Here is a 13794-nt window from a genome sequence, read left to right as displayed (position 1 = left end):
CCATGCCGCCTAGCACCACGCACGCCAGCACCACGATCGACTCCGGTAGCGTGAACGATTCCGGCGACACGAAGCCCTGAAACGCGCCGAACATCGCGCCCGACAGGCCGCCGAACGACGCGCCCATTGCGAACGCCAGCAGCTTCACGTTACGCGTGTTGATGCCCATTGCCTTGGCGGCGATTTCGTCTTCGCGGATCGCGGCCCATGCGCGGCCGATACGCGAGTGCTGCAAACGCGTACACACCCAGATCACCAGCAGCGCGGCCAGCACGAACAGGTAGTAGTACGAGTAGACCGACGGGAACTGGAAGCCGAACAGCGAGTGTGTCTGCGCGAGGCTGAAGTCGCCGACATGCACCGGATCGATCCCCGTGATGCCCTTCGGACCGTTGGTGATGTTCACCGGACGGTCGAGGTTGTTCAGGAAGATCCGCACGATTTCCCCGAAGCCCAACGTCACGATGGCGAGGTAGTCGCCACGCAGACGCAGCGTCGGCGCACCGAGAATCACGCCGAAGAACGCGGCGACACCCATAGCGCACGGCACGATGATCAGGAACGGCACATGCAGCCCGCCTGGCGCGAGATGCGCGATCCATTCGAACTGCGACGACAGGTGCGGCGAGGAAAGCAGCGCCGCCGTGTACGCGCCGACCGCGTAGAACGCGATATAGCCCAGGTCGAGCAGGCCTGCAAAGCCGACCACGACGTTAAGACCCAGCGCCAGCATCACGTACAGCATCGCGAAGTCGAGCACGCGGACCCAGTAGTTGCCGCCCGCCGTGCCGATGATCATCGGCGCGGCGATCACGAAGACCGCCGTGATGATGCCGACGGTCAGCGTCCTGGCCAGGTTCTTCTCGGGAATGAGCGTCGTGGACGGCTCGATCGGTTGAATTGAGGTCATTTGGTTTACTCCTTGGCCTGGATCAAGCGCGATCCGCAACGCGTTCGCCGAGCAGACCCGACGGACGGAACACCAGCACGATAATCAGCACGATGAACGCAAACACGTCCTGATAGTTACTGCCGAACACACCACCGGTCAGGTTGCCGATATAACCGGCGCCCAACTGTTCGATGAGCCCCAGAATCACGCCGCCGACCATCGCGCCGCCGAGATTGCCGATACCGCCGAGCACCGCCGCGGTAAAGGCCTTCAGACCGGGGATGAAGCCCATGTAGAAGTGAGCGTTGCCGTATTCGGACGCGATCATCACGCCGGCGAGCGCGGCAAGCGCCGAGCCGATCATGAAGGTGGCCGAGATCACGAAGTTGGGGTTCACGCCCATCAGCGAGGCGACGCCCGGATTCTCGGCGATGGCGCGCATCGCGCGGCCGAGTTTGGTCTTGTGCACGAGCAGCAGCAGACCCGCCATCACGAGGAACGCGACGACGATGATCACGATTTCAGTCATCGAGATCACGGCGCCAGGCGTCGTGTCGGTGGCCTTGATCACGTTCAGCGGATCGGTGGGCAGAAGCTGCGGGAACGGCAGCGGGTTACGCGACCAGATCATCATGGCGAGCGTCTGCAGCAGGATCGACACGCCGATCGCAGTGATCAGCGGAGCGAGACGCGGCGCCTTGCGCAACGGCCGGTAGGCCACGCGTTCGATCGTATAGCCGACCACCGCGCACACCACGGCTGCAATTGCCAGCGCGATGCAAAGCGTCGGCACATTGCCTAAGCCGGGGAAGTGGTTCTGCAGCACGCCTATGGCGGAGAGCGCGACCATCGCGCCCACCATCAACACATCGCCGTGAGCGAAGTTGATGATGCCCAGAATGCCGTAAACCATCGTATAGCCCAGTGCGATGATGGCGTAAACGCTGCCAAGCACCAGTCCGTTTAGGACCTGCTGGATGAAGATATCCATTTAATGCTCCTTAGCCCGTGCAACTGGATTCGCGCTCTTCATCAGCCGGTGGGCGGTGATGCGTTACGCAATCTCAACGGCACTGCGGGTACTGATGTAAAAGACCGGTAAGGGTTTATCCGCCGCCGGTTTGCCCTCACGACTGGGTCACAGTCGCAGGCTCGCCTTCGGCGGATGCAAAAACGGCACCGTTGGGTGGTTCGGTGCCGTCAGGCTGAACGTCCCGTCATCACATCTTCACGACGTCGAGAACCGCTTTCTTGCCGTCCTTGAAGTCGTAAAGCGTAATGGCGCCCTCTTTCAAATCACCCTTGTCGTCGAACGCGATGCGGCCGATTACCCCGTTGTAATCGGTGGACGGCATCGCAGCCAGCACCTTGGGCGCCTCGATCGAATTAGCGCGCTTCATTGCATCGACAATCACGTACACAGCGTCATACGTGAACGGTGCGTAAATCTGCACCGGCGTGTGGAAGCGGTCCACGTACTTCTTCTCGAAGTCCGCTCCCCTGTCCATTTTCGAAAGCGCGAGTCCCGCCTCCGAACAGACCAGGTTTTGCACGGCGGTTCCCGCCAGCTCCCCCACCTTGTCGGTACACACGCCGTCGCCGCCAAGGATTTTTGCCCTGATACCGAGCGCCGCCGCCTGTTTGGCAAACGGCCCGCCCGTTGCGTCCATGCCGCCGAACATGATCGCGTCCGGATGAACACTCTTGATCTTCGTGAGGATGGCCCGGAAATCCGTGGCCCGGTCGTTCGTCGCTTCACGCGCGACGATCTTCGCTCCGTTCGCCTCCACGGTCTTCGCGAATTCGTCCGCGAGCCCCTTACCGTAGGCGGTTGCATCGTCCACTACTGCGATGCGTTTGGCGCCCAACGCCTTCGTGGCGTAATTGGCGAGCGCCGGACCTTGCCGCGCGTCGGTGGCGACAACCCGGTAGGTCGTCTTGAAACCCTGCTGCGTGTACGCCGGATTGGTCGACGACGGCGAGATCTGCACGATGCTCGCATCGCTGTAGATCTTCGAAGCCGGAATCGACACGCCCGAATTCAGGTGCCCCACGACGGCCACGACGTGATCGTCGACCAGCTTCTGCGCGACCGCCGTGCCCGCCTTGGGATCGGCGGCGTCGTCCTGGGCGTCCAGTTGCAAGTCGATCTTGTGGCCGTCGATCGTCAGGCCCTGTGCATTGATTTCCTCGACCGCCAGACGCGCGCCGTTTTCGTTGTCCTTGCCCAGATGCGCGATGCCGCCCGTCAACGGGGCCGCATGGCCAATCTTCACGACAATTGCTTCGCTTACCGGCGCTGCGGACGCTGCTACTGCCGCCGATGCACTCGCTCCCGCCTCGCCGTCCTGTTTTTTGCCGCACGCGGTCAGCATCGCAACCGCGGCCGCGACGGACACGGCGTAAGCAAACTTGACTCGCATTAAGTAGGTCTCCCCGCGCCTTGCAAAATCTATTGTTCGGGACCCTAAGGCCTTGAGAACGCGCGCATTGTAACTCCAATTTTGCGACGGGCAATATTGTTGAACCGGCAGGGTTTTCCTGCATTGCAACCTTATTTTTAGACCGCCATCGCACAAAAGGCGCAACCCGGTTGCGACCGATTTTCGCGCATCAGTTGCACCAGCACGGAATCCAGCCGCATCAACTGTTGCGAGCGATTCGCTCAAGGCCTGATAAGAGCGCGTTTGGCGTTAAGTAATACTTAAGCGTCGGCGTTCGGCTCACAGCACCATCTTAGTGCGACAAAATTACCGGTGGGCGGCTTTGGCAATAATAAGCGGGGCCAGATCATCAAAAAGTAATTAAATGCCAGACCGGATTTCAAAAATATTTATGCGAAATGAGTCCCACGCCAGCCGTTTTGGATGATCTGGCACCCAATAAAGCTTGGCCTTCCTGATGCGCAAGCGTAAAAAAAGCGCGCCGACGGCGCGCTTTTCGCAGCCACTTTGGGATTGTCAGGCCGGCAGACCGAGCCCGCGCGGCAGCGGAAACGCAATGTTTTCCTCGATGCCGTCGAGCGCGCGCACATTGCGCACGCCCAGTTCCCGCAAGCGGGCGATCACCGCCTGAGCCAGAACCTCGGGAGCCGAGGCGCCGGCCGTCACGCCGATCCGGCGCTTGCCCTCGACCCATGCGGGATCGATCTGGTCGGGCGAATCCACCATATAAGAAGGCACGCCCAGCTTTTCGGCCAGTTCACGCAGCCGGTTGGAATTCGAACTGTTCGGGCTCCCGACGACGATCACCACGTCGCACTGCGGCGCCATGAACTTCACAGCGTCCTGGCGGTTCTGCGTGGCGTAGCAGATGTCCTGCTTCTTCGGCTCGCGGATGGAGGGATATTTGGCCTTCAAGGCGCCGATGATCTCGGCTGCATCGTCAACCGACAGCGTGGTTTGCGTGACAAACGCGATCCGCTCGGGGTCGGCCAGTTGCAGCGCCTGCACGTCTGCGATGTCTTCGACGAGATGCATGCCCTCGCCCGCCTGGCCCATCGTGCCTTCCACTTCCGGGTGGCCCTTGTGGCCGATCATCACGATGTCGAAGCCGTCCTGACGCATTTTCGCGACCTCGATGTGCACCTTGGTCACGAGCGGACACGTAGCGTCGTAGACGCGCAGCCCACGCGACTCGGCCTCGCTGCGCACCGCTTTCGAGACGCCGTGCGCGCTGAAAATGACCGTATTGCCGGCGGGCACTTCTTCCAGCCGTTCGATGAAAATTGCGCCTTTCTTGCGCAGATCTTCAACGACGTAGACGTTATGGACGATTTCGTGGCGCACGTAGATCGGCGAGCCGTGCAGCTTGATGGCACGTTCCACGATCTCGATAGCCCGATCGACGCCGGCACAGAACCCGCGCGGCTGCGCCAGCAGGATCTCGGTTTCGGCAAGGGTGGTATCCGCGATGCTCATGTTTACAGAATCCCGATGATTTTCACTTCGAACGCCAGCGCCTGGCCGGCAAGCGGGTGGTTGAAATCGAACAGGGCCGACGTCTCGTTCACTTCCTTGAGAACGCCGGCGTAGCGGCCGCCGCCTGGCGCGTTGAATTCGACCAGGTCACCCGGCGAAAAATCCTCGCCGATCATGCTGTTTTCCCGCAGCGTGGCCAGCGACACGCGCTGGATCATCTCCGGATTGCGCGGGCCAAATGCGACGCCCGGCGCTAGCTGAAAGGTCGAATGGTGGCCGACTTTCAAACCTAGCAAAATGTCTTCCAGCGGCGGCGCGAGCTGGCCGGCGCCCAGCAGAAGCGTGGCAGGCTTGTCGTTAAACGTATTGATGACTTCGGCGCCATCGGCAAGGGAAAGCCGGTAGTGAAGCGTGACGTGTGAACCGGGCTTCACTTCGGAAATGTCGATGATGCTCATGCAATGCTCGCTCAGTCAAAGCGCGCTGCACGCGTGCGCCGCGGGCGCAGTCGACGCGTGTGGCAAACCGTCGGCGTGCCGTGCGCAAAGCGTCTATTGTAAGCCACATAGCGGGCCTCGGCTTGCGTCCATCGTGCGCACCGAACCCGAACCCCAAGCGGAGGAATTGTCTGTATATGTCTGATTATGCGTCCACAATCGACGAAACCACGTTGGATTTTGCTCGTCCGCCGCCGGGCCCGCCCGCTACTGAAGCAGCACTGTCACGTCGGCGGCGCAAATGGCACAAACAGGATATGCCGCGCGAACGGCTGATCGACCAGGGTCCCGGCGTCCTGTCGGACACCGAAATGATCGTACTCGTGCTGGGCTCGGGTCTGCCGGGCCACGACGTATTCAGCGTGGCGCGCGAGCTGCTGGACCGCTTCGGCTCGCTGCGCGCGATGCTCGACGCGACTTATACGGATTTCGACGGCCTGCGCGGCATCGGGCCCGCGAAAAAGGCGCAACTGCTTGCCATCATGGAAATGGCGCGCCGCTCGCTAGTCGACAAGATGCGCCGGCGCTCGCTGATGAACTCGCCCGAAGCCGTGGAAAGCTATCTGCGCCTGCTGATCGGCGGCCGTCCGCAGGAAGTGTTCGTGTCGCTCTTTCTCGACGCCCGGAACCGGTTGATCCGCAGCGAGGAAAGCGCGCGCGGCACACTCACGCGAATGGCGGTGTATCCGCGCGAAATCGCGCGGCGCGCGCTGACGCTTAATGCAGCGAGTCTGATCGTCGCGCATAACCATCCTTCCGGCGCAGTGCGGCCCAGCGCGAGCGATTGCAGCCTGACGCGCACGCTTCGCGAAGCGCTCGGGTTGATCGACGTCCAGCTCGTCGATCATCTGGTGATCGGCGCGGACAGCGTATACTCGTTCGCCCGTGCCGGCTGGCCATAAGTTGGCGGTCCGTTGGCCATAAGTTGGCCGCCAGTCGACGCTGAAGCTGGCCGTGAGACGGCGTGAGACAAGCATAAACAGGATCGGAAAGGCGCTGCACCATGTCTGGCTGCCGCAAATAAGGTTTGATTTTGCGGCTTTTTTTCTGCTAGAATTCCGGTTTGCCTATTTCCAACCCCCTGTTCCGAAGCCACCAAGGCGTTCCGGAAAGGAAACGTGCCTGTATTCAGCGCGAGTCTTTTCGGGAAACTTTCACGGCGTTCGAACTCAGAATTAGCGTATTAGGAGTGCTCTCATGGCACGCGTATGCCAAGTAACTGGGAAAGCGCCGATGAGCGGCAACAACGTTTCCCACGCGAACAACAAAACCAAGCGCCGGTTCCTGCCGAACCTGCAAAGCCGCCGCATCTGGGTGGAAAGCGAAAACCGTTGGGTGCGTCTGCGTATTTCGAACGCCGGCCTGCGCCTGATCGACAAGAACGGTATCGACGCTGTGCTCGCAGATCTGCGCGCACGCGGTGAAGCCTAAGGAGTAAATCATGGCGAAAGGCGCACGCGACAAGATCAAGCTGGAATCGACCGCAGGCACGGGTCACTTCTACACGACGACGAAGAACAAACGCAACATGCCGGAAAAGATGCTGATCAAGAAGTTTGATCCGGTCGTCCGTAAGCACGTTGACTACAAAGAAACCAAGATTAAGTAAGTCTTGGCTTCCGCCTGACAATGGCAAAAGACACGCAAAAAAGCCTCGCATTCGTGCGAGGCTTTTTTGTTTTCAGCATGCTCAACCATCCCGGCTAATCGCACTCTTTTCGCGATAACGGAGTCTTATACCGTTTGGTCAGCTTTCCCTCGACCGTCGCGGCGCGTATCCTTTCTCGTTTTAGCAGCGCGTGAATGACGCGCTGTCACAGCAAAACGAAAGACGGAGATGCAGGTAATGGAATTCGATGTGGCGATTGTCGGTAGCGGTCTGGCCGGGCTGAGCGTCGCGCTCAACCTCGCGCAGACGCGGCGGGTTGCGGTGATCGCCAAGCGGTCGATGACTGAAGGCGCGAGCGACTGGGCGCAAGGCGGCATCGCCGCCGTGCTCGATTCCGCGGACAGCATCGAAAATCACGTGCGCGATACGCTTATTGCAGGCGGCGGCCTGTGCGACGAAGCGGCGACGCGCTTCATCGTCGAACATGGGCGCGCCGCGATTGAATGGCTCATCGAACAAGGCGTGCCGTTTACGAAAGACGACGCAGCGGAACTCGGCTTTCACCTGACTCGCGAAGGCGGCCATAGTCATCGGCGGATCATTCACGCGGCCGACGCAACGGGCCACGCGGTCGTCGCCACGCTGAGCGAGCGCGTGCGCCAGCATCCGAACATCACGCTGCTCGAAGACCACTACGCAATCGACCTGATCACGTCTGATCGCCTCGGCCTGCCCGGCCGTCGTTGTCATGGCCTGTATGCGCTCGATCTGGAAAGCGGCCGCACCGTCACGATCGAGGCGCCCCACACGGTGCTCGCCACTGGCGGCGCCGGCAAGGTCTATCTGTACACCACGAATCCCGACACAGCGACAGGCGACGGCATCGCCATGGCGTGGCGCGCAGGCTGCCGCGTGTCGAACATGGAATTCATCCAGTTTCATCCAACCTGCCTGTTTCATCCGTACGCGAAGTCGTTTCTGATTTCGGAGGCCGTGCGCGGCGAAGGCGGCATTCTGAAGCTGCCGGACGGCACGCGTTTCATGCCGAATCATGACGAACGCGCCGAACTCGCGCCGCGTGACATCGTCGCGCGCGCGATCGACTTCGAGATCAAAAAGCGCGGCATCGATTGCGTCTATCTGGACATCAGTCATCAACCGGCTGACTTCCTTCGCGAGCACTTTCCGACGATTCTGGCTCGGTGTCTGGAGTTCGGCATCGACATCACGAAGGAAGCGATTCCCGTCGTGCCGGCAGCGCATTACACATGCGGCGGCGTCGTGACCGATCTGGCAGGCCGGACCGATCTCGCTGGGCTCTATGCAGTGGGGGAAACTTCCTGCACGGGCTTGCACGGCGCGAACCGGCTCGCCAGCAATTCTCTGCTCGAGTGCCTCGTGATTGGACGCTCGGCCGCGCGCGCCATCGAGGAAGAAGGCTTCAGCGCGGCCGTCCACGCGCCTTTGCCAGACTGGGACGAGAGCCGCGTTTCCGATCCGGACGAAGAAGTGGTGGTCGCGCACAATTGGGACGAGCTTCGTCGACTCATGTGGAACTACGTCGGCATTGTGCGCACCGACAAGCGGCTCATGCGTGCCAAACACCGGCTCACGCTGCTGCGTGACGAGATTCACGAGTACTACGCGAACTTCAAGGTAAGCCGCGATTTGCTCGAGTTGCGCAATCTGGTGGACGTGGCGTCGTTGATCGTCGAAGGGGCACGGTCGAGGCGCGAAAGCCGCGGCCTGCATTTCAGCCGCGACTGGCCGGCGACTTTGCCCAAAGCGCTGCCGACGGTCCTATCGCCGGAGCATGTGCGTAACCGCAACGTGTGACTGAAACGGAAACGCCATCGCCGACATAGGCCGGCAATGGCGTTTCATGAACGACAGCCGCAGTACGCTCGCGTCAGACGATCCGCAACGAGTAATCGGTCGCTCGCACGTCTTTCGTCAGCGCGCCGATCGACACCCGGTCGACGCCCGTTTCCGCGATAGTCCGCACCGTCTCGAAGCTCACTCCGCCGGACACTTCGAGTACGGCACGCCCAGCAGTGATGCGAACGGCTTCGCGCATTGCATCGAAGGAAAAATTGTCGAGCAGAATGGATTGCGCGCGATGCGCCAATGCCGTTTCCAACTGCTCAAGCGTCTCGACTTCGATTTGAATCGAGACGCCGGCGTTCAGCGCAAGCGCCGCGTCCATGGCCGGCCCCACGCCGCCGGCTGCGGCAATGTGGTTTTCCTTGATGAGAATGCCGTCGTACAAAGCGAGCCGTTGATTCGCTCCGCCGCCAACTCGCACCGCGTACTTCTGCGCGAGCCGCAAGCCGGGCAAAGTCTTGCGCGTGTCGAGAATGCGCGTGCGCGTAGGCGCAACCGCGTCGACGTACCGGCGCGTTGCGCTTGCCACGCCTGATAGAAGCTGAAGGAAATTCAGCGCGTTGCGTTCGGCCGTGAGCAGCGCACGGACTGGCCCGCGCAATTCGCACACTGGCGTGTCCGCCTTCATACGATCGCCTTCGCGGTAACGCCATTGCGCTTCGATACGCGAATCCACTTGCTGCAGGACCGCGTTGAACCAGGGCACGCCGCACAACACCGCATCCTCGCGGACTATAACGCGCGCATCGCGCACTTCATCAGCGGGAACGAGACGACCGGTCTGGTCGCCCCTGCCGATGTCCTCCGCCAGTGCGTCGGCGACGTTACGCGTGAGCGCTGCGTCGAAGGCCGCGCCGTACTGCGCGTGAATCCCGGCAAAAAGCGGCGACACTGCTTGCGCCTGACTATATGGGCCCGAACGGACCTCTGAACTCTGTGCTGCCGAATTCATCAAGCGGCTCCCACATTCGAATACAACTGTGCGTCACCCGCGAGATCGCCGCTCGCTTGCACCCGCTTTTTGTGACGCGCTGCGAAGTCGAGCATGCGATCGATCGGCACGCGCGCCCGCTCACCAATAGTGCGGTCGACGAAGATCTCGTTGTGGCCCCGCTCCAGCACATAGGCGAGATTCGCGAGGCCGTTCATGGCCATCCACGGGCAATGCGCGCAGCTCTTGCAGGTCGCGCTGTTGCCGGCCGTGGGTGCGGCGATCAACGTCTTGCCGGGCGCAGCGAGTTGCATCTTATGCAGGATGCCGAGATCCGTCGCCACGATGAAATGCGTCGCATCGAGCTTCCGCGCGGCGTCGATCAACTGAGTGGTGGAACCGACCACATCGGCTAGCGCAACGACGTTTGCCGGCGACTCCGGATGCACGAGCACTTTCGCGCCCGGATATTCGGCGCGCAGCAAATCGAGTTCGATGCCTTTGAATTCGTCATGCACGAGACAAGAGCCTTGCCACATCAGCATGTCCGCGCCGGTCTTGTTCTGGATGTAACCGCCGAGGTGCCGGTCCGGCGCCCAAATGATTTTTTCGCCGCGCGCGTGCAAATCGGCGACGATCTCGAGGCCGATCGACGAAGTCACCATCCAGTCCGCGCGGGCCTTCACCGCCGCGCTTGTGTTCGCATAAACGACTACCGTGCGATCCGGATGGGCGTCGCAGAAAGCCGAGAATTCATCCACCGGGCAGCCGAGATCGAGAGAACATGTCGCATCGAGATCCGGCATGAGAATGCGCTTGTCCGGGCTCAGAATCTTTGCAGTCTCGCCCATGAAGCGTACGCCCGCCACCACGAGAGTTTGGGCTTCGTGGTCGCGTCCAAAGCGGGCCATTTCCAGCGAATCGGCCACGCAACCACCGGTTTCGTCGGCGAGTTCCTGCAATTCGGCATCGACATAGTAATGTGCGACGAGCACCGCCTTCTCGCGCTTGAGCAATGCGCGGATGCGCTCTTTCAGCCCCACTTTCTCCTGCGCGGACGGCATGTCGGGCACTTTGGCCCACGCCTGCCCGATCCCACAGGAAGTGCCCTGCGCCTGCGGCCGGTCGTATTCGACCGTCCTGATCGCCTGCTGATCCATGATCTCCTCTGCCTTCGCTCTGCCGCCGCGGACTGTCAATCAAGTCATGCTGTGCAATTTCCGCGGCCCAAAAAGCAAAACCCCGCCAACGCGGGGTTTTGTGACGTACCGAAATTTTAATGGATTTCGCGATCAAGCATAGCGGCGCAGTCGCATCGCGAATTCCTGCAGCGCCTTGATGCCGCTTTGCTCCGCGCGATGGCACCAGTCCTGCAACTGAATCAGCAATTGATCGCGCGACGCGTTGGAGCGCTCCCACATTGCCGCAAGTTCATTACGCATGTCGATGTAGGTCTTCAGCTTCTGGCTGTTCGCGAAAATTTGCGGCAACAGTCGCTTCTGCGGCTCGTCGAGTCCCGCTTCTTCCTTGTGGAACCAGCTACGTGCACCGCGCATGGCCTGATACTTCTCGCGCGCGCCGACTTCCTTCAGATGCGCTAGCTCCTGACGATACGCGCGCTTGAGCGCCTTGCCGTAGCGTGCCATCACTTCGTAGCGGTTCGCCAGCACGGCCTGCAACGTGTCCTGATCGAGCACCTGCTTGCCCGTGGTCAGACGCGGCGTAGGCGCGACTTTCTTCACCTTGGCAAGACGGAACGCCGACATGATGCGGATGTACATCCAGCCGATGTCGAACTCGTACCACTTGTTCGACAGCTTCGCCGACGTCGCATAGGTGTGGTGATTGTTGTGCAGTTCTTCACCGCCGATGATGATGCCCCACGGGAAAATGTTCGTGCTGGCGTCCGACGAGTTGAAGTTGCGATAGCCCCAAAAGTGCGCGAGGCCGTTGACCACGCCGGCCGCCCAGAACGGAATCCACACCATCTGCACAGCCCAGATCGTCAGGCCGACAACGCCGAACAGCGCGACGTTCAGCACCATCATCAGGCTTACGCCCAGAATCGGGTACTTGGTGTAGACGTTGCGTTCCATCCAGTCGTTCGGCGTGCCGTGACTGAACTTGCGCATCGTTTCTTCGTTTTTGGCTTCCGAGCGATACAGTTCCGCACCTTCGAGCAGCACCTTCCAGATGCCGCGCGTTTGCGGGCTGTGCGGATCTTCTTCGGTCTCGCACTTGGCGTGGTGCTTACGGTGGATGGCCGCCCATTGGCCGGTCAGCATGCCAGTGGTCATCCACAGCCAGAACCGGAAAAAATGACTGACGACCGGGTGCAGTTCCAGCGCGCGGTGCGCCTGGCAGCGATGCAGATAAACCGTCACGCCGATGATCGTGACGTGCGTCACAGCAAGCGTGTACAGAACAAGTTGCCACCACGAGAAGCGCATCAGACCGTGGGCAAGGAAATCGAGCAAAGAATTCAACAAGGCAATTTACCTGTGGAACGAGAGACACGAGACACCCGCGAACTGCGCGTGTCAAGAAAGTGAAAGCATACAGCGGGATTGGACGACATTCTACTGGAAGCGTTCCAAGTGTTTGTAACAAATAGGGATTTTTTGTGCAGCATCAACGCGCAGAAGCCTGCGGCGAGCGGTTTTCGGCTCGCCGCGGGCTTGCGGGCTCCGTCAGAGCGCGTTGTCTGCCTGATTGGCCGCGGCTGCGGTCATTGTTACCGCCTGCGGTACGGCGCCGGCCAGGTTTGCAACGTTGCCTACGATCCGCACTTCGCGTTGCGCGAAAGGAATGGAAATGCCGTGCGCGGAGAAAAGCTGCCAGATGTTGCGATTGACCGCCGAGCGCACCGCCGACGTTCCCGTTGCCGCATCCGCGATCCAGAAACCCAGTTCCAGATTGATGCCGTCCGCGCCGAAGCTCACCAGATAAGGGGTGGGCGCCGGGTCGGCGAGCACGCGCGGCACACCGTCGGCGGCTTGGGGAAGCAGCGCCATGGCCTGCTCGACGTCGGACGTGTAGGCGATCTGCACCGCCGCCTTCGCATAGCCGCGCGTCAGGTACGACGACTGGTTCTGTACCACATCCGTAATCAGTTTTTCGTTGGGAATCAGCGTTTCAATGCCGTCGAGTCCGCGCACCACCGTATAGCGCGTGCGAATCTGCGTGACCATGCCTTGCAGACCGCCCACGTTGATCGTGTCGCCGATCCGCAGCGACCGGTCGATCAGGATGATGAAACCCGACACATAGTTGCTGGCGATTTTCTGCAGGCCAAAGCCCAGCCCCACGCCCAGCGCGCCGCCGAACACGCCGAGCACCGTGATGTCGATGCCGACCAGCGACAAGCTGATCAGCACCGCCGCGAGCACGAAAGCCGCGCGGCCGACGCGCGCCACCACGACTTTCAGGTTGGCGTCGAGCGTTTTGGCGCGCATCAGACGGTCTTCGAACGCGGCGCCCAGCCACATCGCGACGATCATCGTCACGCACACCCATAACAGGCCCGTGACGAGCGAGAGCAGCGTCATGTGCGCATTGGCCACGCGAAAGTGCACGCTCGCCATCCACGCGATCACGTCGTCCTGGATGCCCATCACGGTGAGAACCATGGCGACCCACACGACGAGCGAGACGATCTTTTCGACGACGAAAAGCCACGCATGCGTCTCGCCGTCGTGGCTGAAGACGCGCCGCGCGAAGAAAAACACGATGTAAATCAAGCCAATGCCGAGGAGAGGCACCAGCGCCAGATCGAGCAGCGACGTGTGGATGAACTGGCCGGCGATCGCCCGCGCGAGCCACACGAGCACGGCGCCGATCAGCGGGAAAAACGCGCGGTTCAGGCTTTCCGCGCCGAAGCGCAGCGTCTGGTAGCGCGTCTGACGGCGCAGATCGAGCGCCCGGCGCAGCACGCGCGCGAGCAGCCACGCGAGCGCGAGCGTCGCGACCAGCACGCCGACTTGCCAGAGCATGACGGGCTGGCCGAAGTCGCGCGCGAGATCGCCGAAGAGATGAGAAAAAATACGGTTTTGCATGATGTT

13 protein-coding genes are annotated in these 13794 nt (G+C 61.2%); 4 read left to right on the top strand and 9 right to left on the bottom strand.

The annotated features are described in order from the left end of the window. The 5 genes from C0Z16_RS10025 to C0Z16_RS10005 all read right to left on the bottom strand — a co-directional run. Positions 1-910 (bottom strand): ABC transporter permease subunit (locus C0Z16_RS10025; RefSeq protein ID WP_102631986.1); only part of this gene is annotated, 910 nt, incomplete at its 3' end. Positions 911-932: 22 nt separating this feature from the next. Further along, a complete protein-coding gene (locus C0Z16_RS10020) occupies positions 933-1883 on the bottom strand; it encodes a branched-chain amino acid ABC transporter permease (protein ID WP_006050122.1) in 951 nt (316 codons plus the stop codon). 229 nt (positions 1884-2112) lie between these two features. Beyond that, complete coding sequence (locus tag C0Z16_RS10015) at positions 2113-3315, bottom strand: branched-chain amino acid ABC transporter substrate-binding protein (protein ID WP_102631985.1); 1203 nt, start codon at positions 3313-3315, stop codon at positions 2113-2115. A 537-nt stretch (positions 3316-3852) separates the two neighbouring features. Then, positions 3853-4812 (bottom strand): 4-hydroxy-3-methylbut-2-enyl diphosphate reductase, encoded by a 960-nt coding sequence (ispH, locus tag C0Z16_RS10010; protein ID WP_102631984.1) that lies wholly within the window; start codon positions 4810-4812, stop codon positions 3853-3855. A 2-nt stretch (positions 4813-4814) separates the two neighbouring features. Then, on the bottom strand, positions 4815-5270 hold the full coding sequence (locus C0Z16_RS10005) for an FKBP-type peptidyl-prolyl cis-trans isomerase (RefSeq protein ID WP_102631983.1): 456 nt from the start codon (positions 5268-5270) through the stop codon (positions 4815-4817). 176 nt (positions 5271-5446) lie between these two features. On the opposite strand from C0Z16_RS10005, the gene radC reads away from it, so the two are divergent. The 4 genes from radC to nadB all read left to right on the top strand — a co-directional run bounded on the left by radC (position 5447) and on the right by nadB (position 8754). Continuing rightward, positions 5447-6211 carry a RadC family protein gene (radC, locus tag C0Z16_RS10000; RefSeq protein ID WP_102631982.1) on the top strand — a complete coding sequence of 255 codons (765 nt, stop codon included), beginning with the start codon at positions 5447-5449 and terminating at the stop codon, positions 6209-6211. A gap of 295 nt (positions 6212-6506) precedes the next feature. Further along, entirely contained in the window at positions 6507-6740 is a 234-nt protein-coding gene (gene rpmB, locus C0Z16_RS09995) for a 50S ribosomal protein L28 (protein WP_006050117.1), read from the top strand. 10 nt (positions 6741-6750) lie between these two features. Next, entirely contained in the window at positions 6751-6918 is a 168-nt protein-coding gene (gene rpmG / locus C0Z16_RS09990; protein WP_006050116.1) for a 50S ribosomal protein L33, read from the top strand. Positions 6919-7155: 237 nt separating this feature from the next. Continuing rightward, entirely contained in the window at positions 7156-8754 is a 1599-nt protein-coding gene (gene nadB, locus C0Z16_RS09985) for an L-aspartate oxidase (protein ID WP_102631981.1), read from the top strand. A 73-nt stretch (positions 8755-8827) separates the two neighbouring features. On the opposite strand, the gene nadC is transcribed toward nadB, so the two are convergent. The 4 genes from nadC to C0Z16_RS09965 form a co-directional block, all read right to left on the bottom strand. Further along, on the bottom strand, positions 8828-9754 hold the full coding sequence (nadC, locus tag C0Z16_RS09980) for a carboxylating nicotinate-nucleotide diphosphorylase (RefSeq protein WP_102631980.1): 927 nt from the start codon (positions 9752-9754) through the stop codon (positions 8828-8830). Beyond that, complete coding sequence (gene nadA, locus C0Z16_RS09975) at positions 9754-10893, bottom strand: quinolinate synthase NadA (protein WP_102631979.1); 1140 nt, start codon at positions 10891-10893, stop codon at positions 9754-9756. Before nadA ends, nadC begins: the two co-directional genes overlap by 1 nt. 132 nt (positions 10894-11025) lie before the next feature. Continuing rightward, entirely contained in the window at positions 11026-12222 is a 1197-nt protein-coding gene (locus C0Z16_RS09970; protein ID WP_102631978.1) for a DesA family fatty acid desaturase, read from the bottom strand. Between the two features lie 201 nt (positions 12223-12423). Beyond that, positions 12424-13788, bottom strand: coding sequence for a mechanosensitive ion channel family protein (locus tag C0Z16_RS09965; protein WP_102631977.1), 1365 nt, complete (start codon positions 13786-13788; stop codon positions 12424-12426). Positions 13789-13794: the final 6 nt, after the last annotated feature.

Origin of the sequence: Paraburkholderia rhynchosiae, from assembly GCF_002879865.1 — a bacterium.
GTDB classification, from domain to species: domain Bacteria; phylum Pseudomonadota; class Gammaproteobacteria; order Burkholderiales; family Burkholderiaceae; genus Paraburkholderia; species Paraburkholderia rhynchosiae.
This window is presented reverse-complemented; position numbering and strand designations above follow the sequence as displayed.

Excerpts from the sequence above, each read along its gene's own strand:
- rpmB (WP_006050117.1), top strand. The coding sequence starts at position 6,507 with ATGGCACGCGTATGCCAAGTAACTGGGAAAGCGCCGATGAGCGGCAAC.
- ispH (WP_102631984.1), bottom strand. The coding sequence starts at position 4,812 with ATGAGCATCGCGGATACCACCCTTGCCGAAACCGAGATCCTGCTGGCG.
- nadA (WP_102631979.1), bottom strand. The coding sequence starts at position 10,893 with ATGGATCAGCAGGCGATCAGGACGGTCGAATACGACCGGCCGCAGGCG.
- C0Z16_RS10015 (WP_102631985.1), bottom strand. The coding sequence starts at position 3,315 with ATGCGAGTCAAGTTTGCTTACGCCGTGTCCGTCGCGGCCGCGGTTGCG.
- rpmG (WP_006050116.1), top strand. The coding sequence starts at position 6,751 with ATGGCGAAAGGCGCACGCGACAAGATCAAGCTGGAATCGACCGCAGGC.
- nadB (WP_102631981.1), top strand. The coding sequence starts at position 7,156 with ATGGAATTCGATGTGGCGATTGTCGGTAGCGGTCTGGCCGGGCTGAGC.
- radC (WP_102631982.1), top strand. The coding sequence starts at position 5,447 with ATGTCTGATTATGCGTCCACAATCGACGAAACCACGTTGGATTTTGCT.
- nadC (WP_102631980.1), bottom strand. The coding sequence starts at position 9,754 with ATGAATTCGGCAGCACAGAGTTCAGAGGTCCGTTCGGGCCCATATAGT.
- C0Z16_RS09965 (WP_102631977.1), bottom strand. The coding sequence starts at position 13,788 with ATGCAAAACCGTATTTTTTCTCATCTCTTCGGCGATCTCGCGCGCGAC.
- C0Z16_RS10020 (WP_006050122.1), bottom strand. The coding sequence starts at position 1,883 with ATGGATATCTTCATCCAGCAGGTCCTAAACGGACTGGTGCTTGGCAGC.
- C0Z16_RS10005 (WP_102631983.1), bottom strand. The coding sequence starts at position 5,270 with ATGAGCATCATCGACATTTCCGAAGTGAAGCCCGGTTCACACGTCACG.